This is a genomic window from Reyranella sp., from assembly GCF_004297265.1.
Classification (GTDB): Bacteria; Pseudomonadota; Alphaproteobacteria; order Reyranellales; family Reyranellaceae; genus Reyranella.
This window is the reverse complement of record NZ_SCUT01000040.1, coordinates 122,068-146,031: the sequence shown is the minus strand read 5'-3', so window position 1 is coordinate 146,031 and position 23,964 is coordinate 122,068. Positions and strand designations below refer to the sequence as shown.

The following is a 23,964-nucleotide window of genomic DNA, read 5'->3' as shown; positions in this document are numbered from 1 at the left end:
TGGCATCGCTTGCCCCAGCGTTGCCCCATGTTCCGTGCTTGTTCACGCGGTTTCGTGCCCTCTCATGCAGGAGGGCATGAGAGGGCAGAAACCAAAATATCTAATGATATCCGGAGGATAGATGGTGGGCGCTGTAGGGATTGAACCTACGACCCCACCCGTGTGAAGGGTGTGCTCTCCCGCTGAGCTAAGCGCCCGGAAGGGGCGCGTATAGGGCAGGTGGGCGTGGCCGTCAACGGGCCGATGCGAGTCGGGCCAGCGCCTCGGGAAGGGCGTCGAAACGGTCGATCACGGCATCGGCGCCCAGCTCGCTCGCGGGCTTGGCGGTGTAGCCCCAGCTCACCAGCACCGCCGGGATGCCCGCGCCGCGGGCGGCCTCGGCGTCGTGCGTCGAATCGCCGATCATGACGGCGCGCTTCGGGTCGCCGCCCATGCGCTCCAGCAGCATCAGGATGTGGCGCGGGTCGGGCTTGCGCACCGGGAAGCTGTCGGCGCCGGCCACGTCGCTGATCGGCGGCATCAGCTTCAGATGCTCGAGGATCATGCGCGAGGGCTTCTCGAACTTGTTGGTGCAGACGCCCTGCTTGAGGCCGAGCCCGGCGAAGGAAGCGACCACCTCGGCGACGCCGGCGAAGGCGGTGGTGTGGCTGATCGGGTCGGCCTCGTAGTAGCGCACGAACTCACGCGTCACGGCGGTCAGCGCCTCGTCGTCCAGAGACTTGCCGTGCTTGGCGAAGGCCTTGCCCATGGTCACCTTGCTGCCCTGGCCCATGAAGATCCGGACATCGTCCTCGGTCACGGGCGGCAGGCCGTGGTCGGCCAGGACGTTGCTGACCGCCAGCTGCATGTCCTTGGCGCTGTCGATCAGGGTGCCGTCGAGGTCGTAGAGGACCGTGTCGAAGCGGGCGGCGATGAGTTTTGCGGCATCTGTCTGCATGCAGTTTCCTCTACCACATCCGCCTTGCCCGTCCGCCAGCCCCGTGGCATCGGACGGGCATGAAATCGCCCATCGCCGTGGTCATCCTGGCAGCCGGTGCCGGCACCCGCATGAAGTCGGCTCTGCCGAAGGTCCTGCACCGGCTGGCCAACCGGCCCATGCTGGCCCACGTTCTGGCCAATGCAGCGGCGCTGAAACCGAGCCGCATCGTGGGGGTAGTCGCGCCCGGCGCCACCGAGGTGGCCAGGGCTTTCGCGCCCCATCCGACGGTGGTGCAGCTCAAGCCGCTGGGAACGGGGCACGCGGCCAAGGCGGCGCTGGGCGCGCTGAAGGGCCATGACGGGCCTGTGCTGATCGTGTTCGGCGATGCGCCGCTCGTCACGACGGGCAGCCTGCGGAAGCTGGTCGCGGCCTGCCGCAAGGCCGGGGCCGCCGTCGGCGTATTGGGCTTCATTGCTCGCGATCCCACGCCGTACGGTCGCCTGATCGAACAGGACGGCGAACTGGTGAAGATCGTCGAAAGCAAGGATGCCGACGCGAAGGAGCGGGCGGTCGCCTTCTCCAATTCCGGCGTCATGTGCATCGAGGGCAAGCTGATCGCCACGCTGCTGGACGCGATCCGCAACGACAATGTGAAGCGCGAATTCTATCTCACCGATGCCGTGCGCCTGGCGCGCGAGGCTGGCCACAAGGCGATCGCCGTGGCGGGCGAGGAGGCGGAGTTCCTGGGCATCAATTCGCGGTCCGAGCTGGCGGCGGCCGAGCAGGCGCTGCAGCAGCGCCTGCGCGCCGCCGCAATGGCGGGCGGCGTCACCATGACCGATCCCGGCACGGTCTGGCTGTCGGCCGACACCAAGTTCGGAACCGACGTCACGATCGGGCCCAACGTGCGTTTCGGGCCGGGCGTGACTGTTGGGTCGGATACCGTCATCAACGCCTTCTGCGATATCGAGGGCGTGCGCATCGGCAGGGGCGTGCTGGTCGGGCCGTTCGCCCGCATCCGGCCGGGCTCGGAGGTCGCCGATGGCGTCCATATCGGCAATTTCGTGGAGCTCAAGGCGACCCGGATGGCGAAGGGCGCCAAGGCCAACCACCTGGCCTATCTCGGCGACTCCGACATCGGTGCGGGCAGCAATATCGGAGCCGGCACGATCGCCGTGAACTACGACGGCTACGGCAAGCACCGGACCGTCATCGGCGCCGACGTGTTCATCGGCTCCAACAGCTCCCTGGTGGCGCCGCTCAAGGTCGGCAGGGGCGCCAACGTGACCGCGGGCAGCGTCGTGACGGAGGACGTTCCCGCCAACGCGCTGGCCTTCGGCCGCGCCCGCCAGGTCACGAAGAAGGGGCGCGCGGCGGCGCTTCGTGCGAAACTGAAGAACCGCGCCGCGGCCCTCAAGAAGGCTGCTGCAGAACGGCCCGGCAAGAAATAGTCCCCTCTCTCGGTCGAGACAGATCCCATGTGCGGCATCATCGGCATCATCGGCAAAGCGCCCGTCACGCCTCTCCTGGTCGACGCGCTGAAGCGGCTCGAATATCGCGGCTACGATTCGGCGGGCATCGCCACCCTGGTGAACGGCCACATCGACCGGCGCCGGGCCGAGGGCAAGCTGGTGAACCTCGAGGCGCGGCTGAAGGACGATCCACTCAAGGGCACGATCGGCATCGGCCACACGCGCTGGGCCACGCACGGCAAGCCCTCGGAGCGCAACGCCCATCCGATCGCCACGGACCGGGTCGCGGTCGTTCACAACGGCATCATCGAGAACTTCCAGGAGCTGAAGGAGGAGATGGAGGCCGAGGGCCGCCGCTTCGACAGCGACACCGACACCGAGGTCGTGGCCCAGCTCATCACCTCGTATCTCGAGCGGCAGATGTCGCCGGAGCAGGCGATGGGCACGGCGATGGAGCGTCTGCGCGGCGCCTTTGCGCTCGCCGTGCTCTTCAGCGGTCGCCATGACCTGCTGATGGGCGCGCGCCGCGGCAGCTCGCTGGCGGTTGGCTATGGCGACGGCGAGATGTATATCGGCACCGACGCGCTGGCGCTGGCGCCCTTCACGAAGCGGGTCAGCTACCTCGAGGACGAGGACTGGGTCGTGGTCACCCATGACAGCGCGAAGGTCTACCAGGGCACCACGGAGGTGAGGCGGGAGATCCGCCAGACCGGTCTCAGCGGCGCCATGATGGGCAAGGGCAACCACCGCCACTTCATGCTCAAGGAGATTCACGAGCAGCCGGCGGTGATCGGCGACACGCTGCAGAGCTACGTCGACCCGGCGACCCGGACGGTCGCCCTGCCGCCGCTGCCGTTCGACTGGACGAAGGTGAGCCGCATCACCCTGACGGGTTGCGGCGGCGCGTTCTACGTCTGCATGGTGGCCAAGTACTGGTTCGAGCAGATCGCGCGGCTGCCGGTCGAGGTCGAGCTGGGCTCCGAGTTCCGCTACCGCGCGCCGCCGCTGCCCGAAGGCGGCGTCTGCATCGCGGTGTCCCAGTCGGGCGAGACGGCCGACACGCTGGCGGCAGTGCGATACGCCAAGGCTGAGAAGCAGACCGTGCTCTCGGTCGTGAACGTGCCGGAGAGCGCGATCGCCCGCGAATCGCATGTCGTGCTGCACACCCTGGCCGGTCCCGAGATCAGCGTCTGCTCGACCAAGGCCACGACCACGCAGCAGACAGTCCTGCTGGTCGCGGCGATCGCGGCCGGGCGGGCACGCGGCACGCTGTCGGCGGCCGACGAGGCGCGCTACGTGGCCGCGCTCATCGAGCTGCCGGCCCTGATCAACGAGGCGATGAACATGGAGGCGCAATACCGGCAGATCGCCGACCATGTGCTGGCCGAAGCGCGCGACGTGCTCTATCTCGGCCGCGGCACCTCCTTCCCGGTCGCCCTTGAGGGGGCTCTGAAGCTGAAGGAGATTTCCTACATCCATGCCGAGGGCTACGCGGCCGGCGAGATGAAGCACGGGCCGATCGCGCTGATCGACGAGCTGGTGCCGGTGGTGGTCGTGGCGCCCAACGATTCGCTGTTCGACAAGACGGCATCGAACTTCGAGCAGGTGAAGGCGCGCGGCGGCAAGCTGGTGCTGTTGAGCGACGCCGCCGGCGTGGCGCGCCTCGGCCCGCACGCGGTCGCCACGCTCACCCTGCCGGCGGTCGATCCCGTGGTGGCGCCGATCCTCTACACGATCCCGGTGCAGTTGCTGGCCTACTACACGGCCGTCGCCAAGGGCACCGACGTCGACCAGCCGCGCAATCTCGCCAAGAGCGTCACCGTCGAATAGTGCTCTCGGGCAGGCACAAAAAAGCCGCGGGCCTTTCGGACCCGCGGCTTTCGATTTCGAGGGCGCTTAGCGCGTGCCCTGCGGCAGGCCGGGCGGCGGGCCCGAGGGCTGCGGCGCCGGGGCGGGCTGGCCGCCACGCGGCTGGGGCTGCGCCGGCCGGGGCTGCGCCGGCTGCTGGGCCGGCATCATCGTCTGCACGATGGCACGGATCTTGGCGGCTTCCGCCTCCTGCGCCTTCTTGAATTCTTCCTCGCTGAGGAAGCGATCCTTGTTGAGGTCGATCTCGCCGAACTGTTTCAGCGCATAGGCCGTCAGCTCGATGCGATCGATCTGGCCGTCCTTGTTGGTGTCGATCTCTGCGAACTTGCGCATGGCGATCTGCTTGCGCATGTCGAACGGCAGCAGGTTCTTGGCCTGCGGCCCGTCCGCGGGGCCGGCCAGGACGACGTATTCCGCGCCGCTGATCTTCGCGTCCTTGTTCTTGTCGAGTTCGTCGCCCTGGCGCAGCTGCATGTCCATGAACTCGTTCAGGGTCATCATGCCCTGGCGACGGCGCGCCTCGGCCTGCTGGCGTTCGGCCGCTTCGCGCTGCATGGCGCGCTGGATGATCAGGCGAACCTCGGGCTCGGTGACCTTGTTGTCGCGGTCGGTGTCGTAGTTGTTGAACTCCGAATGGACCAGCGCCTCGGCTTCGCCGCGCTCGACGAAGCCATCGCGGTTGGTGTCGAGGTTCTGGAACTCGGCACGGGCACGGCTGCGGCGCTCCTCGAGCGGGGGCAGGCCCGGCGCATCGGCCGGAGTCACCGGCGGCTCGACGACCTTGATGAATTCCTCGACCGACAGCTTGTTGTCCTTGTTGGTGTCGAGAGTCTCGAAGGACTTCATGCGGTACTTCAGGAAGTCGGCGCGTGTGACCTCGCCCTTCTTGTCGACGTCGATGTCGATGAACCACTGCGGCAGCGGGATCGCACCGCCGGGAGCGGGAGCCGCCGCAGCGGCGGGGGGCGTGGCGGGCTGCGCCGGTGCAGGCGCCGGCGGCGCGGCCTGAGCCGGCGGACGATTCTGGGGCCAAGCCTGGGTCGGCGGAGTCTGTGCCATGGCCGGGACGGCAAAACAGGCTGCAGCAGTCAGGAAGAGGGTCGGGCGGAACATGCGATTCATTGCGGTAAGCCCGCTATTGGAAGGGGAGATTTCGTATCGGTTGCAAAGAGCGGCGTGTCAATGTCCGCAGACCAAAGCAATGCTGCGGCGCAATCGCGCCGAAAGCATGGCGTTGTTCCATTTGAGTTGCACGTCCGCGCAGGATGAGCCATCGTAACTCAAATGCAGACTCCGAAGAAGGGTCGCAAGTACTTGGGAGGACAGGGTAATTTCGCCACGTCGGCGCGTGTAATGCGCTGGCCTGCGAAACCGACATTCACATGGCAGGACCATCTTCATCCCGCGGCTCGCCGCTGCTCAGCGTGCGCGACGTGTCCGTCCGGTTCGGCGGCATCGTCGCCCTCGATGGCGTAACCTTCGATGTCTTTGGCGGCCAGATCGCCGGGCTGATCGGGCCCAATGGCGCCGGCAAGACGACCCTTTTCAATTGTCTGAGCAGGCTTTACACGCCCAATGGCGGCGACGTGCAGTTCGAGGGCCGGACCATCCTCGACCGGCCCCGGCACGCCATTCCCCGGATCGGCATCGGCCGGACGTTCCAGAACGTGGCGCTGTTCGACAAGATGTCGGTCCTCGACAACGTCAAGGTCGGTTGCCACAGCGTCAGCTCGACCAGCTTCTTCGAGAACGCCCTGCGGGTTCCCAAGGTCAAGGTCGAGGAGGCGGCGATCACCAAGCGCTCCCTCGAATTGATCGAGTTCATGGACCTCGTGCCCTTCACCAACGCCATGGCCGGGCCTCTGCCGTTCCCGATCCGCAAGAGGGTCGAGCTTGCCCGCGCGCTCGCGTCCAGCCCCAAACTGCTGCTGCTCGACGAGCCGGCCGCCGGTCTGAACCACGACGAGATCGAGGTGCTGAAGAGCCAGATCAAGCGCGTTCGCGACCTCCAGAACGTCACCGTGCTGCTGGTCGAGCACCACATGAGCCTCGTCATGTCGGTGTCGGACAAGGTGGTCGCGATCGATTTCGGCAGGAAGATTGCCGACGGCACGCCCGCCGAAGTCCAGCGCGATCCGGAAGTGATCCGCGCCTACCTGGGGACCGCGTAATGGCTGCGCTTCTGGAGGTGAGCGGACTGAAGGCCTTCTATGGCCAGACCCAGTCGCTCTATGACGTCGGCTTCGAAATCCCGACCGGCGGCATCACCACGCTGCTGGGCGCCAACGGCGCCGGCAAGACGACGACGCTGCGGGCGATCTGCAACATGGTCCGCACCGACGGCACGATCCGCTTCGACGGCAAGAACATCCGCGGCATGGCGACGGAAGAGATCGTCCGCCAGCGCATCGCCCACGTACCCGAGGGCCGCGGCACCTTCACGACGCTCACCGTCGACGAGAACCTGCGCATCGCGGCCTATACCCGCAAGGACAAGCAGGCGGTCAGGGATGAGCTGGAGCGAGTGTTTGCCTACTTTCCGCGTCTGAAGGAGCGCATCCAGCAGCAGGCCGGCACACTGTCGGGTGGCGAGCAGCAGATGCTGGCGATCGCCCGGGCGCTGATGCTGAAGCCGCGGCTGATGCTGCTCGACGAACCCTCGTTCGGCCTGGCGCCGCTGATCGTGCTGGAGATCTTCCGCATCCTGCGGCGCATCAACGAGGAGGAGAAGGTGAGCATCCTGCTGGTCGAGCAGAACGCAGCTCTCGCCCTCGACCTCGCCACGCACGCCTATGTGCTCGAAACCGGCAAGGTCGTCATGTCGGGTCCCTCGGACGTCGTGAAGAACGACGAGAACGTCCGCAAATCCTACCTCGGCTACTGAGGCAGACGTAATGGAACAGTTTCTCCAGCAGATCGCCTCCGGCCTCGCCAACGGCGCCATCTATGCCTGCGTGGCTCTCGCGCTGGTCATGATCTACGTGTCGACCGACCACATCAATTTCGCCCAGGGCGAAATGGCGATGTTCAGCACCTACATCTCCTGGCAGCTCATGGACTGGGGGATGAGCTTCTGGCTCGCCTTCATCCTCACCGTGCTGATCTCCTTCGCCATGGGCGTGCTGATCGAGCGGCTCATCCTGAGACCGCTGCACAACGCCCCGGTCCTGTCGATCATCGTGGTGTTCATCGGCCTGCTGGCGATCTTCAATTCGATGGCCGGCGCCTTCTGGAGCTACCTGATCAAGGAATTCCCGTCTCCCTTTCCCAAGGCCGAGTTCGGGATTGCCGGCGTGATCGGGCCTCATCAGCTGGGCGTGGTCCTGGTCACGCTGATCGTGCTGGGGCTGCTGTTCGTGTTCTTCCGCTACACGCCGCTCGGCCTCGCCATGCGCGCGGCGGCGCAGAACCCGCAGATGGCACGGCTGGTCGGCGTCCGCGTCGACTGGATGCTGGCCCTCGGCTGGGGCCTCGCGGCCTCGGTGGGGGCGGTGGCGGGCATCATGGTCGCCCACATCGTCTATCTCGAGCCCAACATGATGGGCGGCATCCTGCTCTATGCCTTTGCGAGCGCCCTGGTCGGCGGCATCTCCAATCCCGCAGGCGCGGTGGCCGGCGGCTTCATCGTCGGCATCCTCGAGAACATGGTGGCCTATGCCGGCAACCAGATCGAGAAGGCGACCGGCGTCTACATCATCGGCAACGGCGAGAAGCTCACGGTGGCGCTGATCATCGTCATCTTCGTCCTGACGGTCAAACCCGCCGGCCTGTTCGGCCGGGTCGTCGTGAGGAGGGTCTGATCATGGCCGCCTCATCGAAGAAGTGGGTGCTCGGCGTCATCGCGCTCGCGGTGCTGGTGCCGCTGCTCCAGCCGGTGTTTCCGGAGGTCGTCTCCGACTATCGGCTGTTCCTGGTCAGCACCATGATCATCGCCGCGATCGCGGTGCTGGGACTGAACCTGCTCACCGGATTCAACGGGCAGTTCTCGCTGGGCCATGGCGCCTTCTACGCGGTGGGCGCCTACACCGCCGCCATCCTGATGGACAAGCTGAACGTGCCCTATTGGGCGACGATCCCGGCGGCGGCTATCGTGTGCTTCATCGTCGGCTACCTGTTCGGCCTGCCGGCGCTCAAGCTCGAAGGGCACTATCTCGCGCTCGCGACCTTCGCGCTGGCGCTCGCGGTGCCCCAGATCCTGAAATACAAGTGGCTCGAAGGTCTGACCGGCGGCGTGCAGGGCATCGTGCTGATGAAGCCGGAAGTGCCATTCGGCCTGCCGCTGAGCGAGGACCAGTGGCTCTACTATTTCTGCCTGCTGGTCATGATCGTGCTGTTCTGGGGCGCGGCGAACATGCTGAACAGCCGCAGCGGCCGGGCCATGATGGCGATCCGCGACCAGTATCTGGCCGCCGACACGATGGGCATCGACACGGCGCTCTACAAGACGGTGACCTTCGGAATCAGCGCGGCCTATACCGGCATTGCCGGCGCGCTGTCGGCTTCTGCCATCGCCTTCGTGGCGCCCGACAGCTTCGGCATCTTCCTGTCGATCAAATTCCTGATCGGTCTCGTGGTGGGCGGCATCGGTTCGTTGTTCGGCTCGGTGCTGGGCGGCATCTTCTACGTGCTGGTCGACAACTCGGCGCAATCCCTGACCCAGTTCATCCGCAACGATCTCGGCCTGCCGTTCGACCTATCGGCCTACACGGTCTTCGGCGTGCTGCTGATCGCCATCATCTACCTGATGCCGATGGGCATCGCCGGCGGGCTGTACATGGCCTACCGCAAGCTGCGGGGTGTGCGGGCATAGACCGGACCCCGTTCGTCGGAAAGTCGCCGGAAGGCGGCCTTCTTTATGGCCGGAATTCGGACGAAGCTCCGGCAGGCGTCAGTCCACTTGGGAGGAAAGCAATGCGTACAAGCAGGCGTGGTTTTGTAGCGGGTGTGTCAGCGTTGACGGTGCTGGGCACGAAGTCGGCCTTCGCGCAGAAGAAGTACGATGACGGCGCGACCGACAAGGAAATCAAGATCGGGCATACCGGCCCCTATAGCGGACCGGCGTCGTCCTACGGCCAGATCGGCAAGACGATCGAGGCGTTCTTCAAGTCGGTGAACGAGGCGGGCGGCGTCAACGGCCGCAAGATCAACTTCATCACGCGCGACGACGGCTATTCGCCGCCGAAGATGGTCGAGCTGGTGCGCCAGCTCGTCGAGCAGGACAAGGTCCTTTGCCTGTTCAACACGCTGGGCACGCCGACCAACACGGCGATCCATCGCTACATGAACCAGAAGAAAGTGCCGCAGCTCTACGTCGCCACCGGCGCGTCGAAGTGGGGCAAGCCCAAGGAGTTCCCGTGGACGATGGGCTTCCAGCCCGACTACCACACCGAGGGCGTCGTCTATGCCAAGCACATCCTGGCCAACGTCAAGGACGCCAAGATCGGCGTGCTGATGCAGAACGACGACTACGGCAAGGACTACTACGAAGGCTTCCGCGAAGGTCTGGGCAAGGAGACCGGCAAGATCGTGAAACACGTGACCTTCGAGGTCACCGATCCGACCGTCGACAGCCAGGTGATCCAGCTCAAGGATTCCGGCGCCAACGTCTTCTTCAACATCGCGACGCCCAAGGCCGCTGCCCAGGCGATCCGCAAGGCGGCCGACATCGGCTGGAAGCCGGCGCAGTACCTCAACAACGTGTCCGCCTCGGTGGGCTCGGTGATGAAGCCGGCCGGCCTCGAGAACAGCCAGGGCATCATCACGGCGCAGTACCTCAAGGACCCCACGGACAAGCAGTGGGAGAATACCGACGACTTCAAGGCGTGGGTCGCCTGGATGGACAAGTGGATGCCGGGTGCCAACAAGGCGGACGCCAACCACGTGTTCGGCTACGCCGTCTCCAATCTGATGCTCGAGACGCTCAAGAAGTGCGGCGACACGCTGACCCGCGAGAACGTCATGAAGCAGGCGGCCAACTACCAGAAATACAAGCTGCCGCTGCTGCTGCCAGGTATCACGATCAACACCAGCCCGACCGACTATTACCCGATCCAGTCGGTGCAGCTCGCCCGCTTCAAGGGCGAGACGTGGGATCTGTTCGGCGACGTCATGTCGGCCGAAGGTTCCTGAAGCAGGAGTTTCCCTGACGACACGAAAGGCCGCCGGCGACCCCGGCGGCCTTTTTGTTTATCCCGCACCGCAGCATCGAAGGCCTTGGGGTGGTCAGGGTTTTTGCTTTCCAAGCCGTCCGTTCTGCGTAACGATATTCCGCATAACGAATCAATAATAGGGAAGAAACGGTTCACCCAAGGGAGGCAACATTGAAAACCAACAGGCGTACCTTTTTGGGCGGCGTATCGACCGCCGCCGTCTTGTCGGCGTCAGGCCGGGCGTTCGCGCAGAAGAAATACGACGACGGTGCGACCGATAAGGAAATCAAGATCGGTCACACCAATCCCTACAGCGGGCCAGCCTCTTCGTACGGCGTCATCGGCAAGTGTGAGGAAGCCTACTGGAAGAGCGTCAACGAGCGCGGCGGCATCAACGGACGTATGGTCAAGTTCGTCACCATGGACGATGGCTACAATCCGGCCAAGACAGTCGAGGTGGTCCGTCAGATGGTGGAACAGGACAAGGTCCTGTGCCTGTTCAACACGCTGGGCACGCCGACCAACTCGGCGATCCACCGCTACATGAACCAGAAGAAGGTGCCGCAGCTCTACGTTTCGACCGGCGCCTCCAAGTGGGGCAAGTACAAGGAGTTCCCGTGGACGATGGGCTTCCAGCCCGACTACCACACCGAAGCCGTCATCTACGCCAAGCACATCCTTGCGACCGTGAAGGACCCCAAGATCGGCGTGCTGATGCAGAACGACGACTACGGCAAGGATTATTGGGAAGGCTTCAAGGAAGGACTCGGCAAGGACGTCAACAAGGTGGTCAAGCATGTCACCTATGAGACGACCGACCCGACCGTCGACAGCCAAATCATCCAGCTCAAGGATGCCGGCGCCAATGTGTTCTTCAACATTGCGATTCCGAAGTTCGCTGCCCAGGCCATCCGCAAGGTGGCCGACATCGGCTGGAAGCCTATCCAGTACCTGAACAACGTTTCTTCGTCGGTCGCTTCGACGCTCAAGCCGGCCGGCCTCGAGAACAGTCAGGGCATGATCACGGCGCTCTATCTGATGGATCCCACCGACAAGCAGTGGAGCGACAATGCGGAGATGAAGGCCTGGCGTGCCTGGATGAACAAGTACATGCCAGGCGCCAGCCAGGACGACGGCAACTACGTCTTCGCCTATGCCGTCGCGACCCTGATGGAAGAGACGCTGAAGCGGTGCGGCGACACGCTGACGCGCGAGGACCTGATGAAGCAGGCCACCAGCTTCAAGAAGTACAGGGTGCCGCTGCTGCTGCCGGGCATTACCGTCAGCACCAGCCCGACCGACTACTACCCGATCCAGTCGGTAAAGCTTGCCCGCTTCAAGGGCGAGACCTGGGAGTTGTTCGGCGACATCATGTCCGCCGAAGGTTCCTGAGTTTTCGGTCCGAGCCGAAGGGAAGGCCGCCGGCGGAGCCCGGCGGCCTTTTCCTTGGAGCGGGACGGCTGCCTACCGCTCGGCGGGCTTGCGCTGCAGCGCCTGGCGGCACTCTGCCGTATCGATGCGGCCGTTCTTGTCGATGTCGCAGCGCGCGAAGTTGCGTTCGGCGCCGGCCATGAACTCCGTCAGGGTGACGAACGCGTCCTTGTCGGTGTCGAGAAGCAGGAAATAGCTCGATTGCTGGCTGGCCTGGCGGTCCGTCGGGAGAACGCTGTTGCCGATGGCGGGCGTACGGGCAAACAGCTCTTCCTTGCTGAGCTTGCCGTCGCCGTTCGCATCGAGGCGCTTGAACCGGGCCTGCTGGCCGGTCTTCCATTCCTCGATCGTGACCGCGCCATCCTTGTTGGCGTCGTAGCGCATGACGCCACCGTCGATCCGCGCCGGCCGGGTCGTGGGTGCGGCGGGGGCTGGATGGGGCACGGGCGTGTCGTTGGGAGCGGCGAGGGCGGGGCCCGCCAGCATCAGGAAAGCGGTGACGAGCAGGGAAAATCTCGGCATGGGAATGTCCTTAAAGTTGTGTCAGGAGACGGCAATACACGCGCCATTTCCCTTACCGGCCCGTCTAGGCCCCGATATAGTCTGCCCGGCGACCGAATTATGGCCGCGTTGAGGTTTTGTTCTCTCTGGGGATAACCCATGGCCTATGATTACGATCTTTTTGTCATTGGCGCCGGCTCGGGCGGCGTGCGCGCCTCGCGCATCGCGGCCACCCATGGCGCGCGCGTCGGAATCTGCGAGGATTACCGCGTCGGCGGCACCTGTGTGATCCGCGGCTGCGTGCCGAAGAAGCTCCTGATGTACGGCTCCAAGTTTGCGCACGAGTTCGAGGACGCGGCGGCCTATGGCTGGACCGTGGCCCCGCCGACGCATTCCTGGGCGACGTTGCGCGACAACGTGAACAAGGAAGTCGACCGGCTGAACGCGCTCTACCTGCGCCTGCTCGAAGGGGCAGGGGTGAGGCTGCACATGGGGCGCGGCCGTCTGATGGACCGCCACACGATCCAGGTGGGCGAGGAGACGATCACCGCCGAGAAGATCCTGATCGCAACCGGCGGCCATCCGGTGATCCCCTCGATTCCGGGCTGCGAGCTGGCGATCACCTCGAGCGACGCGTTCCACCTGCCGGAGCTGCCCAAGCACATAACCATCGTGGGTGCGGGCTACATCGCCGTCGAATTCGCGGGCATCTTCCACGGCCTCGGCGCCAAGGTCGACATCGTGCTGCGGCGCGATCGCGTCCTGCGTGGCTTCGACGAGGAATGCCGCACCTTCGTGCACGAGGCCCTGAAGGACAGTGGCATTCGCATGCGTACCGAGATGGAGATCGCCCGGATCGTCGCCAAGGGCGAAGACGGCAAGGGCGGCCCGTTCGAGGTCCACACGCCCATGGGCGGCATGTTCGAGACCGATTGCGTGATGTACGCGACTGGCCGCGCGCCCAACACGTCCGGGATCGGGCTGGAGAAAGCGGGCGTGCAGCTCAACAAGGCGGGCGCCATAGCGGTCGACGAATGGTCGAAAACGACCGCCGACAACATCTGGGCGGTGGGCGACGTCACCGATCGCATCAACCTGACGCCCGTCGCCCTGATGGAAGGCCACTGCTTCGCCGACACGGAGTTTGGCAGGAAGCCACGCAAGGCCAACCACCACGACGTGCCGTCGGCGGTCTTCTGCCAGCCCGAGATGGCCAATGTCGGCCTGACCGAGGAGCAGGCGAAGCTGCAGCTGGGTGAATTGCGCATTTATACGGCGGCGTTCCGGCCCATGAAGTACACGGTCTCCGGCCGCCACCAGCGCACTTTCATGAAGATGATCGTCGAGGCCGCGACCGACCGGGTCGTCGGCATCCACATGGTGGGTGACGACGCGGCCGAGCTGATCCAGGGACTCGCCGTGGCCATGAAGGCGGGCGCGACCAAGGCCCATTTCGACGCCACCGTGGGTATCCACCCGACGGCCGGCGAGGAGTTCGTCACCATGCGCACGGCACGGGCGGATTCGACCCCGACCCGGGCAGCCGCGGAGTAGAACGGGGCCGGGCTGCCGGCTGGCCTTTTATCCACAGCACGTATAGGTTCACCCACCCCGCCGGCCCCTTCGGCCTGCGGGTCGAGGAGGAGTCGATGACCGCGATCCAGGGCCAGTCCAGGGCCGATTCGCGAACCGCGAAAGGCCAGTCCCGCACGTCGAGCGCCGCCAATTGGTCCCCGACCAGCTGGCGCAGCCGGCCGGCGCTGCAGATGCCGGTCTATCCGGACGCCGCCGCGCTGGCCAACGCCGAGGCACGCCTGCGCCGCTATCCGCCGCTGGTCTTTGCCGGCGAGGCACGCAAGCTCAAGACGGCGCTGGCCAAGATCGCCAACGGCGAGGCCTTCCTGCTGCAGGGCGGCGACTGCGCCGAGAGCTTCGTCGACTTCACCGCCAACAATATCCGCGACACGTTCCGCGTGCTGCTGCAGATGGCGGTCGTGCTGACCTATGGCGCCGGCATGCCGGTGGTGAAGCTTGGCCGCATCGCCGGACAGTTCGCCAAGCCGCGCTCCTCCAACGTCGAGAAGATCGGCGACGTCGAGCTGCCGTCCTATCGAGGCGACAACGTCAACGGCATCGAGTTCACGGCCGCTGCGCGCATGCCGGATCCGGAGCGCATGGTGCAGGCCTACAACCAGTCGGCGGCCACGCTGAACCTGCTGCGCGCCTTCGCCCAGGGCGGCTATGCCGACCTGCACGAGGTCAACCGCTGGAACCTCGACTTCGTGCGCAGCTCGCCCGCGTCGGCCCGCTATGAGGACCTCGCGGCCCGGCTCGACGAGACGCTGAACTTCATGGCCGCCTGCGGCCTGAACTCCGCGACGACGCCGCAGATCGCCGAGACCGACTTCTTCACCAGCCACGAGGCCCTGCTGCTTCCCTACGAGGAGGCGCTGACCCGCGTCGACTCGACGTCCGGCGACTGGTACGACTGCTCGGCCCACATGCTGTGGATCGGCGACCGCACGCGCCAGCCCGACGGCGCCCATGTCGAGTTCCTGCGCGGCGTCCGCAACCCGATCGGCTTCAAGGCCGGTCCGACGCTTCCGACCGATGATCTGCTCCGCCTGATCGACACGCTGAACCCTTCGAACGAGGCGGGCCGCATCGTGATCATCGCGCGCATGGGGGCCGACAAGGTGGCCGACAAGCTGCCGGCGCTCGTCCGTACGCTGAAGCGCGAGGGCCGCACGGTCGTGTGGTCGTGCGATCCCATGCACGGCAACACGGTCACGGCCTCGAACGGCCGCAAGACCCGCCCCTTCGACGCGATCCTGCGCGAGGTGAAGGAGTTCTTCGCGGTGCACCGCGCCGAGGGCACCCATCCCGGCGGCGTGCACTTCGAGATGACCGGCCAGGAAGTCACGGAGTGCATCGGCGGCTCGACCGACATCACGGTCGACAATCTCAACGAGCGCTACGAGACGCTGGTCGATCCCAGGCTGAACGCCAGCCAGGCGCTCGAACTCGCATTCCTGCTCGCCGAGCAGCTCAAGGCGGAGCGCCTGTCCGTCGCAAGGGCCCGCCCGGCCGTCTGAGCGACGTCCGAGGCTTGGCGCGAGAGCCCGGGGAGGGCCATGACGCATCCTGAGAATGGCGAGATCGAACGCTACACCGATCACTACTTCAATCGCTCGAAGCAGGTGATCGGCAAGTTCGGCGACTGTACGGTCACCTACGCGATCTTCATGCGGCGGCCGGTGGTGTTCGCGCCGCGGCTCGCGCTGGAATGGCTGGAGGAGACCGGCCGTGCCCGCAACACCGCGGTCGAACTCGACATGCGCTATCGCGAGGGCAAGTGGGTCGGCGCCGGCGAACCGATGATGTACATCACCGGCTCCTTCTTCCATCTGGTCGACCTCGAGACGATCTTCCTGCAGAAGCTCGGCCCCGCCTGCGTGGCGGCCTACAACGCCTGGACCATGTGCGCGGACATGCCGAAGTCGGCCTTCCTCGCCATGGACGCCCGCCACTGCGCGGGCCGGGAGATGGCCGAGATGATGGCCTATGCCGCCTCGGTGGGCTCGGCCCGCGCCAAGCGCAAGGTCGGTGCCGTCGGCTTCATCGGCAACGCCACCCACGCCACGGCCCATTACTTTGGCCGCGAGTACGGCCTCGGCACCATGCCGCACGCCCTGATCGGCTATGCCGGCTCGACCTTGCGCGCCGCCGAGATGTTCCACGAGACCTTCCCGACCGAAGGCATGACGGTCCTGGTCGACTATTTCGCGCGCGAGATTTCCGACTCGCTCGAAGTCTGCCGGCGCTTTCCCGAACTCGCCGCCCAGGGGAACCTGTCGCTGCGCCTCGATACGACCGGTGGCCGGTATGTCGAGGGGCTCGACCCGGCATCGTCATATGCCGTGCTCGAGCGTTTCTCCCCGGAGTCGATCCGCGGCTATCGGAGCGAGGAGGAGCTGCGCTACCTCGTCGGCACCGGCGTCTCGGCCGCGGCGATCTTCCACCTGCGGGCCGAGCTCGACCGCAACGGTTTCGACAAGGTGAAGATCGTGGCGTCTTCCGGATTCGGTCCCGCCAAGTGCCGCGTCATGGCCGAGGCCAAGGCGCCGATCGACGTGGTGGGCTCGGGCTCGTTCCTGCCGTCCAACTGGTCCGAAACCTACGCCACCGCCGACATCGTCGAGTACGACGGCGAGAAGCGGGTGAAGATCGGCCGCGAATTCCTGCACCGTAACCGCCCGGCCGATGCGGCCAGGCCGCTCTAACCTTCCCGAGGTCAAGATGCTCAAGCTCTACTACGCACCGGGCGCCTGCTCGACGGCTTCGCACATCGGTCTCGAGGAGAGCGGGGCGAAGTATGACTCGCAGGCTCTGTCCTTCGCCAAGAGCGAGCAGCGCACGCCGGAGTATCTGAAGGTCAATCCGCGCGGACGCGTGCCGGCGCTGGTCGTGGACGGGGGGACGATCGTCGAGAACACGGCGATCCTCGACTACATCGCCACGAAATACGCGCCGCACCTGATGCCGAAGGATCCCGTGGCCCGCGCCCGCGCGATCTCGCTGATGGCCTGGTTCTCCAACGCCGTACACCCGAACTTCACCCATATCGGCCGTCCCGAGCGCTTTGCCACGGACACCGCCGTGTTCGATCATCTGAAGACCGTCGGTCGCGAGAACTTCCACGCCAACCTCAAGGAGATCGACGGTCTCCTGGCGGACAAGACGTGGATCCTGGGCGACGAATTCTCGGTGGTCGACGGCTACGCGCTGGTCTTCTACGGCTGGGGCAAGCGTATCGGCCTGCCGGTCGCGGAACTCGCGAACTACACGGCATGGAAGGACCGCATGCTGGCGAGGCCCGCCGTGAAGCGTGTGCTGGAGCGTGAGCAGAGCGTCCTGCTCGCCGCCTGATTCGTCAGCCGACCACGAAACTCTGGTACATGAACTGGAGGTCGGCGCTTTCCTGCGGCGTGATCTCGCCGTCGAGGACCCGGCCTTCCCAAGCGCGCAGCTTGCGCTTGATGTCGACCGGCGTGCGCGGGCTCAGCAGCACCATGAAGAACTGCTCGTGTGGCGACAGTTCGCGCTCGCGGCGGTAGCCGAAGGGACCGGCGCCGGGCGAGCGGGCAGGGACGGTTTCCTGGCCGGGTGAGGGCACGGCGACGCGGGGCAGGACAGCGTCATCGATGACCTGATCCCAGGTGAGGCCGGCTTCGCGCACCATCGCCGAGGCGAGCTTGGCGGCCGCCAGCGCTTCCTGGGCGTGGCTGCTGTCGAGGATCTCGAGGACCTTGACCAGGGTGTTGCGATTGAAGGTCGACACGGGCTTTGCGCCTTTGACTATTGCATGAGCAACGGGCACTAAGTGCTTAAGATATAGATGGATGTGCCTTGGAGCAAGGCAAGACCCCTGTGAACGCTTTCCCGGCCTATCTGGCGGGGCTCGGCAGCTGGTTCGTGCCCCTCGGCATCCAGATGGTGCTGTTCCCATGGCTGGTGGCCGTGGTGCTGCATATGGACGCCTTTGCCGTGGGCGTTGCGCAGGCGGCCGTGATGGCGCCGTCGCTGCTGTTCCTGCCGTTGGGCGGACTGGTCGCCGATCGCGGCAACGCCCGTGCGCTGCTGCTTCGCTACCATCTGGTCTACGCCCTGCCGCCGCTCGCGCTGGCGCTGGTCCTGTGGTCGGGCGGGCTGAGCTACCCGCTCTTGATCGCCTATGGCGTCGCGGCTGGTGCCATTGGCGCCTTCGCGATTCCGACACGCGATGCCCTGCTACCGGTCGTGGCGCCCAAGGGCGGCCTGCCCAGGGCGGTCGCACTGGCGACGGCCCTGCAGTTCGGCGGCCAGCTGCTGGGCATCGCCTGCGCCTCGATGGCCGACCGGTTCGGCGCGCTGCCGCTTCTGCTGCTGCATTCCGGCATGGTGCTGGCGGGCTGCATCTTCGTGCGACGGCTGCCCGATCCGCCCGCCCATCCCAAGACCGAGCATCCGGGATTCTGGCGCAGCGTCGGCGAGGGCGTGTCGGCTGCCGCGAAGTCGGACCAGATCTGGCCGGTCCTGCTGCTGAACTTCGGCGTCGGCGTCTTCTATGTCGGGCCGTTCATGGCGGTGCTGCCGCTGGCGATCCGCGACCACTATGCCGGCGGCGCCCTCGAACTCTCCTACATGAACCTGGCCTTCTGGGCCGCGACCATCGTGGCCAGCATGTCGCTGGTCGGCCTCGCGCGGCGGCTGACCTTGAGGGGACGGCTGATCGGCACCGCGATTCTGGTCGGCGCCATGGTGCTGTTGTCGCTGGCGCAGCTGCCGCCGTTTCCGGTGTTCCTCGCGCTGATCTTCGTCTGGGGCCTGGGCGCCGGCATCACCATGACCCAGAGCCGCACGGTGGTGCAGATCGTGGCGCCGGCCACCCACCGCGCGCGGCTGATGTCGCTGTTCCAATTGGGCCTGAGCGGCGGCGGCCCGATCGGTGCCTTCCTGACCGGCACGATCTGCTCGATCTGGGGCCTCAAGGCCGCGCTGCTGATCCCCGCGATCGCGATGCTGCTGATGATCGCGATCGTCCTGCTGCGCTCGCGCCTGTGGTCGATGCGGACGGTGGAGTAGCGACCTACTCGGCCGCGGCGCGCGAGCCGAGACCCAGTGTCTGCCACACATCCTGCAGGGCCACGACGAGGCGGGTCATGTCGTCGTCGCCATGCATCGGCGTCGGCGTGAGGCGCAGGCGCTCGGTGCCGCGTGGCACGGTGGGATAGTTGATCGGCTGGACGTAGATCGAGTGCCGGTCGAGCAGCAGGTCGCTCGCCTGCTTGCACAGCGCGGCATCGCCCACGAATACCGGCACGATGTGCGTGGTCGAAGGCATCACCGGGAGGCCGGCGGCGGCGAGGCGGCGCTTCAACGTCGCGGCGCGCTCCTGGTGGCGGGCGCGTAGTTCCGGCTGGCCGCTCACGAGGCGCACGCTGGCCAGTGCCGCAGCGGCGATCGCGGGCGGCAGCGAGGTCGTGAAGATGAAGCCCGAACCGCAGGAGCGCACGAAGTCGACCGTGGCCGCCGTCGAGGCGATGTAGCCGCCGACCACGCCGAACGCCTTGGCCAGCGTCGCCTGGACGATGTCGACCTTGTCGAGCACGCCGTCGCGCTCGGCGACACCCGCACCGCGCGCACCGTACATGCCGACGGCATGGACTTCGTCGAGATAGGTGAGGGCGCCATGGCGATGGGCGACGTCGCAGATCTCGCCGATCGGCGACACGTCACCGTCCATCGAGTAGACCGATTCGAAGGCCACGATCTTGGGGGTCGCAGGATCCGCGGCAGAGAGAAGCTCCTCGAGATGGCGCGGATCGTTGTGCCGGAAGATGCGGCGCGTGGCGCCGGAATGGCGGATGCCAGCGATCATCGAGGCGTGGTTGAAGGCGTCGGAATAGAGTTCGCAGCCCGGCAGTAGTGCGCCCAGCGTCTGCAGGGTCGTCTCGTTGGCGACATAGCCCGAGGTGAAGACGAGGGCGGCTTCCTTGCCATGAAGGTCGGCAAGCTCGCGCTCAAGCGCGGCGTGCAGCGTGTTGGTGCCGGAGATGTTGCGCGTGCCGCCGGCGCCGGAGCCCTGCGCGCCGATCGCGGCCTGCATGGCCTCGACTACCGCGGGATGCTGGCCCATGGCGAGATAGTCGTTGCTGCACCAGACCGTGACGTCACGCGGGGATTCGCCCTCGCGATGGAGGCGGGCGCGCGGGAAGGCACCGACGATGCGTTCCAGTTCGGCGAAGACGCGATAGCGTCCCTCGTCGCGAAGGCGGCCCAGATGGCCGTTGAAGAAGGCTTCGTAGTCCATGGGCTGGTGTCTCCCGCGCACTCATTCTAGGCGCAAGGCGCTTTTGCCCGCAGCCACAATTGGTCGCGTTGACGTGCGTCAAACGAGAACGGTTCGCAGTGACCGTCAGCGCAGCAGCGGAACTCAGCGCAGCAGCGGAACGAGGAGCGCGAGGCTGAGGAAAAGCGAGACCGAGAGAAGAGGAAGGGCGCCCAGCCAGCGCGTCTGCGCCGGCAGCCCGTCCCAGTGCCGCAGCGTCGGTACGGCAGCCCACAGAGCAAACAGAAACCCCAGTGCCCAGAACAGGAGGGCGAGGGGCAGGGCGACATTCACCTGGTCGTCGGTGGCCGTCGAGATGCCGAGGCCCACGACGGCCGGTGGGATCGCGGCGGTGAACAGGGACACCGCCCAGATTGCGCGGGTGCGAATGCGCTGGCCCGTCCCGAAGGGCGGCGTGCGAACGGCCGTCGCGCCGCCGCCCTCGGAACCGGCGCTCATGGTCAGCCCTTGAACAGGCCTTCCGACTTGAGGTCGGCCAGGGCGGCGTCGAACGCCTGGCGCAGGCGGCCGAACAGGTCGCCGAGCTCGGCCTCGTTGATGACCAGCGGCGGGCAGATCGCGACGCGGTCGCCCATGTTGCGGATGAACAGGCCGCGCGCCACGGCGTGGTTGTAGACGCGCAGGCCCGCGCCGACCGCGACGAGGTCGAACGGCGTCTTGGTCTTCTTGTCGGCGACGATCTCTAGGGCGCCCACCATGCCGATGCCCATCGCCTCGCCGACCAGCGGATGATCGGCGAACGACTGGATGTGCTTCTGGAAGATCGGGCTCATGCGCTTGGCGTGACCGAACAGGTCGGTCTCGTCGTAGATCTTCTGCGCCTCGAGTGCGACGGCGGCGGCGACCGGATGGCCGGAGTAGGTGAAGCCGTGGCCCCAGGTGCCGATCTTGTCGCTCTCGCTCATCAGCGCCTGGTAGACCTTCTCGTTCACCATCACCGCCGAGATCGGCAGGAACGACGCCGACAGCGCCTTGGCGCAGGTCAGGATGTCGGGCTTGATGTTCATCGTCTGGCTGCCCCAGACGTTGCCGGTGCGCCCGAAGCCGCAGATCACTTCGTCGGCGACGAACAGCATGTCGTACTTGGTGCAGACTGCCTGGATCTTCTCATAGTAACCCTTGGGCGGCACGATAACGCCGCCGGCGCCCATCACCGGCTCGCAGATCATCGCGGCGACCTGCTCGGCGCCGCCTTCCTTGATGATCAGCGCCTCGAGCTCCTCCGCGCAGCGCGTGGCGAACTGCTCCTCCGTCTCGCCCTCGGCGCCGAAGCGGTAGAAGTGCGGGCAGGTCGTGTGCAGCACGCCCTGGATCGGCAGGTCGAACGAACGATGGTTGGCCGGCAGGCCGGTCAGGCTCGCGGAGGCCACGGTGACGCCGTGATAGCCCTTGGTGCGCGAGACGATCTTCTTCTTCTGCGGACGGCCCAGCGCATTGTTCATGTACCACACCATCTTCACGACGGTGTCGTTGGCCTCGGAGCCGGAGTTGGCGAAGAACACCTTCGACATCTCGACCGGCGCCATCGACTTCAGCTTCTCCGCGAGGTTGATCGCGGGCTCATGGGAGCGCTGGTTGAAGGCGTGGTAGAAGGGCAGCTGCTTCATCTGCTCGTAGGCGACGGTTGCCAGCCGCTCGTTGCTGAAGCCCAGCGCGGCCGACCAGAGGCCGGCCATGCCCTCGATATATTCCTTGCCGTCGTCGTCCATGACGTACACGCCGCGGCCGCGCACGATGGTCAGGGGACCGGTCTGCTCGTGCTTCTTGAAGTTGGTGTAGGGGTGGAGATGGTGCGCGATGTCCCGCGAAGCGTTGGAATTGCCACGGAAGCTGCGAGAAACGTCATTCATACCGGTACCCCTGGACTGTGATGGTGCGCACGATAGCCCGCCCGAGGCCGAAGTACACTGTATCTGACCATGCAAATTTTTTGTGCAATTGACGGCCCCGGAGCCGGGGTGCAATTTGACTGAAATATCGCTGACACGGGGACGGTGGCCGGGGAGGCCCACCTTGTGCAGACGAACGGGGACATCGAAGGGGTTAATTCATGCACTTCAAACTGCGGCATTCAGTGGCGCTGGCGGCGCTCGCCTGCGCCGGTTTCGGCTTCGTGGCGTCTGCCGACGCCAAGACGTTCAAGTGGGCGAACTCGGGCGACGTCAGCTCGATGGACCCCTATGCCCGCCAGGAGACGTTCCTCCTGACCTTCACCGCCAACATCTACGACCCGCTGGTCCGCCGCGACAAGGACCTGAAGCTGGAGCCGGCTCTTGCCACCAAGTGGGGCCAGACCAGCCCGACCGAGTGGTTCTTCGATCTGCGCCAGGGCGTGAAGTTCAGCGACGGCACGCCGTTCACCGCCGACGACGTCATCTTCTCGATCAACCGCGCCAACGGGCCGGGCTCGAACGTCAACGGCAACTTCTCCTCGATGAAGGAGATCCGCAAGGTCAACGACCATCGCGTCGAGGTGACGACCAACGTTCCCGATCCGCTGCTCGCCGACAAGTGGGCGTCGATCTCGATCATGTCGAAGGCCTGGGCCGAGAAGAACAATGCCGCGCAGCCCGCGGACATGATCAAGAACGAAGAGAATTTCGCGACCCGCAATGCGATGGGCACGGGCCCCTTCATGCTGAAGGAGCGTCGCGCCGGCGAGAAGACGGTCCTGGTCCCGAATCCGACGTGGTGGGACAAGCCGGTCCATAACCTGACCGAAGTCGTGTTCACGCCGGTCCCGAACGCCGCGACCCGCATCGCCGCGCTCAAGGCGGGCGACATCGACATGACCTACGAGGTCCCGCCGGCCGACACCGACAACCTCAAGAAGGACGCCAACATCAAGGTCCTGGAAGGGCCGGAGACGCGCGTCGTGTTCCTCGGCTTCGACCAGGAACGCGACGAGCTGGTCGAGTCGAACGTCAAGGGCAAGAACCCCTTCAAGGACAAGCGTGTCCGCGAGGCGATGCACCGCTCGATCGACGTCGACGCCATCAAGCGCACCGTGATGCGCGGCCAGTCCTTCCCGACCAACCTGATGGTCGCGCCCGGCATCAACGGCTACATGAAGGATCTCGACAAGCGCCCGGCGCTGCTGAAGCCGGAAGAGGCCAAGAAGATGCTGGCCGATGCCGGCTATCCCAACGGCTTCGAGACGGGCATGGACTGCCCCAACGACCGCTACGTCAACGACGAGAAGATCTGCCAGGCCGTCGTGGCGATGCTCGCCAAGATCGGCGTGAAGGTGAATCTGCGCGCCCAGACGCGCAATCTCTACTTTGCCAAGATCCTGCGCAGTACCGCGGACGGCAAGCCGAGCAACACCAGCTTCTACATGCTGGGCTGGTCGCCGGCGACGACCTACGACGTTCACAACGTCTTCGAGCAGATCATCCAGACGCCGGACGTGAAGGCCAAGAAGGGCCTCTATAACGCCGGTGGTTACTCGAACAAGAAGTTCGACGAGCTGTCGAACAAAGTCGAGGTCGAGACCGACAAGGCCAAGCGCGACGCCATGATCGCCGAGGCGACCAAGATCTACGTCGGCGACTTCGCCTACATCCCGCTGCACCAGCAGGCGCTGGTCTGGGCGACCCGCAAGAACGTCGACCTGGTCCAGCCGGCCGACAACAGCTTCCCGCTGCGCTTCGTCAACCTGAAGTAGCCACGGCAACCGACGTCCGGCCCCGGCGCAGGCACCCTGCGACCGGGGCCGGCTCCGTTCTGGCG

The 23,964-nt window shown here is 65.8% G+C and carries 21 protein-coding genes and 1 tRNA gene; 14 read left to right on the top strand and 8 right to left on the bottom strand.

What is annotated here, in order from left to right; translation table 11 throughout:
• Nucleotides 1–122: 122 nt before the first annotated feature.
• Both EPO41_RS17655 and EPO41_RS17650 read right to left on the bottom strand, forming a co-directional pair.
• A tRNA-Val gene (locus EPO41_RS17655) sits at nucleotides 123–197 on the bottom strand.
• 35 nt (nucleotides 198–232) lie between these two features.
• Nucleotides 233–937, bottom strand: a complete 705-nt coding sequence (locus EPO41_RS17650) for an HAD-IA family hydrolase (RefSeq protein WP_296327538.1) — start codon at nucleotides 935–937, stop codon at nucleotides 233–235.
• A 59-nt stretch (nucleotides 938–996) separates the two neighbouring features.
• On the opposite strand from EPO41_RS17650, the gene glmU reads away from it, so the two are divergent.
• A complete protein-coding gene (gene glmU, locus EPO41_RS17645; RefSeq protein WP_296327536.1) occupies nucleotides 997–2,370 on the top strand; it encodes a bifunctional UDP-N-acetylglucosamine diphosphorylase/glucosamine-1-phosphate N-acetyltransferase GlmU in 1,374 nt (457 codons plus the stop codon).
• Nucleotides 2,371–2,397: 27 nt separating this feature from the next.
• The gene (gene glmS, locus EPO41_RS17640; protein WP_296327534.1) at nucleotides 2,398–4,221 is read left to right on the top strand and encodes a glutamine--fructose-6-phosphate transaminase (isomerizing); all 1,824 of its coding nucleotides are present in this window, start codon (nucleotides 2,398–2,400) and stop codon (nucleotides 4,219–4,221) included.
• 66 nt (nucleotides 4,222–4,287) lie between these two features.
• Here glmS and EPO41_RS17635 read toward each other — a convergent pair whose 3' ends face one another.
• Complete coding sequence (locus EPO41_RS17635) at nucleotides 4,288–5,382, bottom strand: hypothetical protein (protein ID WP_296327532.1); 1,095 nt, start codon at nucleotides 5,380–5,382, stop codon at nucleotides 4,288–4,290.
• 260 nt (nucleotides 5,383–5,642) lie between these two features.
• On the opposite strand from EPO41_RS17635, the gene EPO41_RS17630 reads away from it, so the two are divergent.
• The 6 genes from EPO41_RS17630 to EPO41_RS17605 all read left to right on the top strand — a co-directional run bounded on the left by EPO41_RS17630 (nucleotide 5,643) and on the right by EPO41_RS17605 (nucleotide 11,801).
• The gene (locus EPO41_RS17630; protein WP_296327531.1) at nucleotides 5,643–6,431 is read left to right on the top strand and encodes an ABC transporter ATP-binding protein; all 789 of its coding nucleotides are present in this window, start codon (nucleotides 5,643–5,645) and stop codon (nucleotides 6,429–6,431) included.
• Nucleotides 6,431–7,144: an ABC transporter ATP-binding protein gene (locus EPO41_RS17625; protein WP_296327529.1), complete on the top strand. Its 714-nt coding sequence runs from the start codon at nucleotides 6,431–6,433 to the stop codon at nucleotides 7,142–7,144. Before EPO41_RS17630 ends, EPO41_RS17625 begins: the two co-directional genes overlap by 1 nt.
• A gap of 10 nt (nucleotides 7,145–7,154) precedes the next feature.
• Nucleotides 7,155–8,060, top strand: a complete 906-nt coding sequence (locus EPO41_RS17620) for a branched-chain amino acid ABC transporter permease (RefSeq protein ID WP_296327528.1) — start codon at nucleotides 7,155–7,157, stop codon at nucleotides 8,058–8,060.
• Nucleotides 8,061–8,062: 2 nt separating this feature from the next.
• Complete coding sequence (locus EPO41_RS17615; RefSeq protein WP_296327525.1) at nucleotides 8,063–9,070, top strand: branched-chain amino acid ABC transporter permease; 1,008 nt, start codon at nucleotides 8,063–8,065, stop codon at nucleotides 9,068–9,070.
• Nucleotides 9,071–9,171: 101 nt separating this feature from the next.
• Nucleotides 9,172–10,389: an ABC transporter substrate-binding protein gene (locus tag EPO41_RS17610; RefSeq protein WP_296327523.1), complete on the top strand. Its 1,218-nt coding sequence runs from the start codon at nucleotides 9,172–9,174 to the stop codon at nucleotides 10,387–10,389.
• Between the two features lie 191 nt (nucleotides 10,390–10,580).
• Nucleotides 10,581–11,801, top strand: a complete 1,221-nt coding sequence (locus EPO41_RS17605; RefSeq protein ID WP_296327520.1) for an ABC transporter substrate-binding protein — start codon at nucleotides 10,581–10,583, stop codon at nucleotides 11,799–11,801.
• 72 nt (nucleotides 11,802–11,873) lie between these two features.
• Here EPO41_RS17605 and EPO41_RS17600 read toward each other — a convergent pair whose 3' ends face one another.
• On the bottom strand, nucleotides 11,874–12,362 hold the full coding sequence (locus EPO41_RS17600) for an EF-hand domain-containing protein (protein WP_296327517.1): 489 nt from the start codon (nucleotides 12,360–12,362) through the stop codon (nucleotides 11,874–11,876).
• 138 nt (nucleotides 12,363–12,500) lie between these two features.
• Between EPO41_RS17600 and gor the strand changes: the two genes are divergently transcribed.
• The 4 genes from gor to EPO41_RS17580 all read left to right on the top strand — a co-directional run bounded on the left by gor (nucleotide 12,501) and on the right by EPO41_RS17580 (nucleotide 17,270).
• Nucleotides 12,501–13,895 carry a glutathione-disulfide reductase gene (gene gor, locus EPO41_RS17595; protein ID WP_296327513.1) on the top strand — a complete coding sequence of 465 codons (1,395 nt, stop codon included), beginning with the start codon at nucleotides 12,501–12,503 and terminating at the stop codon, nucleotides 13,893–13,895.
• 95 nt (nucleotides 13,896–13,990) lie between these two features.
• Nucleotides 13,991–15,436, top strand: a complete 1,446-nt coding sequence (locus EPO41_RS17590) for a class II 3-deoxy-7-phosphoheptulonate synthase (protein ID WP_296327511.1) — start codon at nucleotides 13,991–13,993, stop codon at nucleotides 15,434–15,436.
• Between the two features lie 39 nt (nucleotides 15,437–15,475).
• On the top strand, nucleotides 15,476–16,624 hold the full coding sequence (locus EPO41_RS17585; protein WP_296327508.1) for a hypothetical protein: 1,149 nt from the start codon (nucleotides 15,476–15,478) through the stop codon (nucleotides 16,622–16,624).
• 16 nt (nucleotides 16,625–16,640) lie between these two features.
• A complete protein-coding gene (locus EPO41_RS17580; RefSeq protein WP_296327505.1) occupies nucleotides 16,641–17,270 on the top strand; it encodes a glutathione S-transferase N-terminal domain-containing protein in 630 nt (209 codons plus the stop codon).
• Between the two features lie 4 nt (nucleotides 17,271–17,274).
• Here EPO41_RS17580 and EPO41_RS17575 read toward each other — a convergent pair whose 3' ends face one another.
• The gene (locus tag EPO41_RS17575; RefSeq protein ID WP_296327503.1) at nucleotides 17,275–17,682 is read right to left on the bottom strand and encodes a hypothetical protein; all 408 of its coding nucleotides are present in this window, start codon (nucleotides 17,680–17,682) and stop codon (nucleotides 17,275–17,277) included.
• Between the two features lie 89 nt (nucleotides 17,683–17,771).
• Here EPO41_RS17575 and EPO41_RS17570 point away from each other — a divergent pair, with 89 nt between their 5' ends.
• Nucleotides 17,772–18,965 carry an MFS transporter gene (locus EPO41_RS17570; protein WP_296327501.1) on the top strand — a complete coding sequence of 398 codons (1,194 nt, stop codon included), beginning with the start codon at nucleotides 17,772–17,774 and terminating at the stop codon, nucleotides 18,963–18,965.
• A gap of 4 nt (nucleotides 18,966–18,969) precedes the next feature.
• On the opposite strand, the gene hemA is transcribed toward EPO41_RS17570, so the two are convergent.
• The 3 genes from hemA to EPO41_RS17555 all read right to left on the bottom strand — a co-directional run bounded on the left by hemA (nucleotide 18,970) and on the right by EPO41_RS17555 (nucleotide 22,082).
• Nucleotides 18,970–20,193 (bottom strand): 5-aminolevulinate synthase, encoded by a 1,224-nt coding sequence (gene hemA / locus EPO41_RS17565; RefSeq protein WP_296327499.1) that lies wholly within the window; start codon nucleotides 20,191–20,193, stop codon nucleotides 18,970–18,972.
• A 123-nt stretch (nucleotides 20,194–20,316) separates the two neighbouring features.
• Nucleotides 20,317–20,670 carry a hypothetical protein gene (locus tag EPO41_RS17560; protein ID WP_296327497.1) on the bottom strand — a complete coding sequence of 118 codons (354 nt, stop codon included), beginning with the start codon at nucleotides 20,668–20,670 and terminating at the stop codon, nucleotides 20,317–20,319.
• Nucleotides 20,671–20,672: 2 nt separating this feature from the next.
• Nucleotides 20,673–22,082 (bottom strand): aspartate aminotransferase family protein, encoded by a 1,410-nt coding sequence (locus tag EPO41_RS17555; protein ID WP_296327494.1) that lies wholly within the window; start codon nucleotides 22,080–22,082, stop codon nucleotides 20,673–20,675.
• Nucleotides 22,083–22,282: 200 nt separating this feature from the next.
• Between EPO41_RS17555 and EPO41_RS17550 the strand changes: the two genes are divergently transcribed.
• Nucleotides 22,283–23,899: an ABC transporter substrate-binding protein gene (locus EPO41_RS17550; RefSeq protein WP_296327491.1), complete on the top strand. Its 1,617-nt coding sequence runs from the start codon at nucleotides 22,283–22,285 to the stop codon at nucleotides 23,897–23,899.
• Nucleotides 23,900–23,964 lie beyond the last annotated feature (65 nt).

Coding starts and splice junctions, on each gene's coding strand:
- EPO41_RS17650 (WP_296327538.1), bottom strand. CDS start 937: ATGCAGACAGATGCCGCAAAACTCATCGCCGCCCGCTTCGACACGGTC.
- glmU (WP_296327536.1), top strand. CDS start 997: ATGAAATCGCCCATCGCCGTGGTCATCCTGGCAGCCGGTGCCGGCACC.
- glmS (WP_296327534.1), top strand. CDS start 2,398: ATGTGCGGCATCATCGGCATCATCGGCAAAGCGCCCGTCACGCCTCTC.
- EPO41_RS17635 (WP_296327532.1), bottom strand. CDS start 5,382: ATGAATCGCATGTTCCGCCCGACCCTCTTCCTGACTGCTGCAGCCTGT.
- EPO41_RS17630 (WP_296327531.1), top strand. CDS start 5,643: ATGGCAGGACCATCTTCATCCCGCGGCTCGCCGCTGCTCAGCGTGCGC.
- EPO41_RS17625 (WP_296327529.1), top strand. CDS start 6,431: ATGGCTGCGCTTCTGGAGGTGAGCGGACTGAAGGCCTTCTATGGCCAG.
- EPO41_RS17620 (WP_296327528.1), top strand. CDS start 7,155: ATGGAACAGTTTCTCCAGCAGATCGCCTCCGGCCTCGCCAACGGCGCC.
- EPO41_RS17615 (WP_296327525.1), top strand. CDS start 8,063: ATGGCCGCCTCATCGAAGAAGTGGGTGCTCGGCGTCATCGCGCTCGCG.
- EPO41_RS17610 (WP_296327523.1), top strand. CDS start 9,172: ATGCGTACAAGCAGGCGTGGTTTTGTAGCGGGTGTGTCAGCGTTGACG.
- EPO41_RS17600 (WP_296327517.1), bottom strand. CDS start 12,362: ATGCCGAGATTTTCCCTGCTCGTCACCGCTTTCCTGATGCTGGCGGGC.
- gor (WP_296327513.1), top strand. CDS start 12,501: ATGGCCTATGATTACGATCTTTTTGTCATTGGCGCCGGCTCGGGCGGC.
- EPO41_RS17590 (WP_296327511.1), top strand. CDS start 13,991: ATGACCGCGATCCAGGGCCAGTCCAGGGCCGATTCGCGAACCGCGAAA.
- EPO41_RS17585 (WP_296327508.1), top strand. CDS start 15,476: ATGACGCATCCTGAGAATGGCGAGATCGAACGCTACACCGATCACTAC.
- EPO41_RS17580 (WP_296327505.1), top strand. CDS start 16,641: ATGCTCAAGCTCTACTACGCACCGGGCGCCTGCTCGACGGCTTCGCAC.
- hemA (WP_296327499.1), bottom strand. CDS start 20,193: ATGGACTACGAAGCCTTCTTCAACGGCCATCTGGGCCGCCTTCGCGAC.
- EPO41_RS17560 (WP_296327497.1), bottom strand. CDS start 20,670: ATGAGCGCCGGTTCCGAGGGCGGCGGCGCGACGGCCGTTCGCACGCCG.
- EPO41_RS17555 (WP_296327494.1), bottom strand. CDS start 22,082: ATGAATGACGTTTCTCGCAGCTTCCGTGGCAATTCCAACGCTTCGCGG.
- EPO41_RS17550 (WP_296327491.1), top strand. CDS start 22,283: ATGCACTTCAAACTGCGGCATTCAGTGGCGCTGGCGGCGCTCGCCTGC.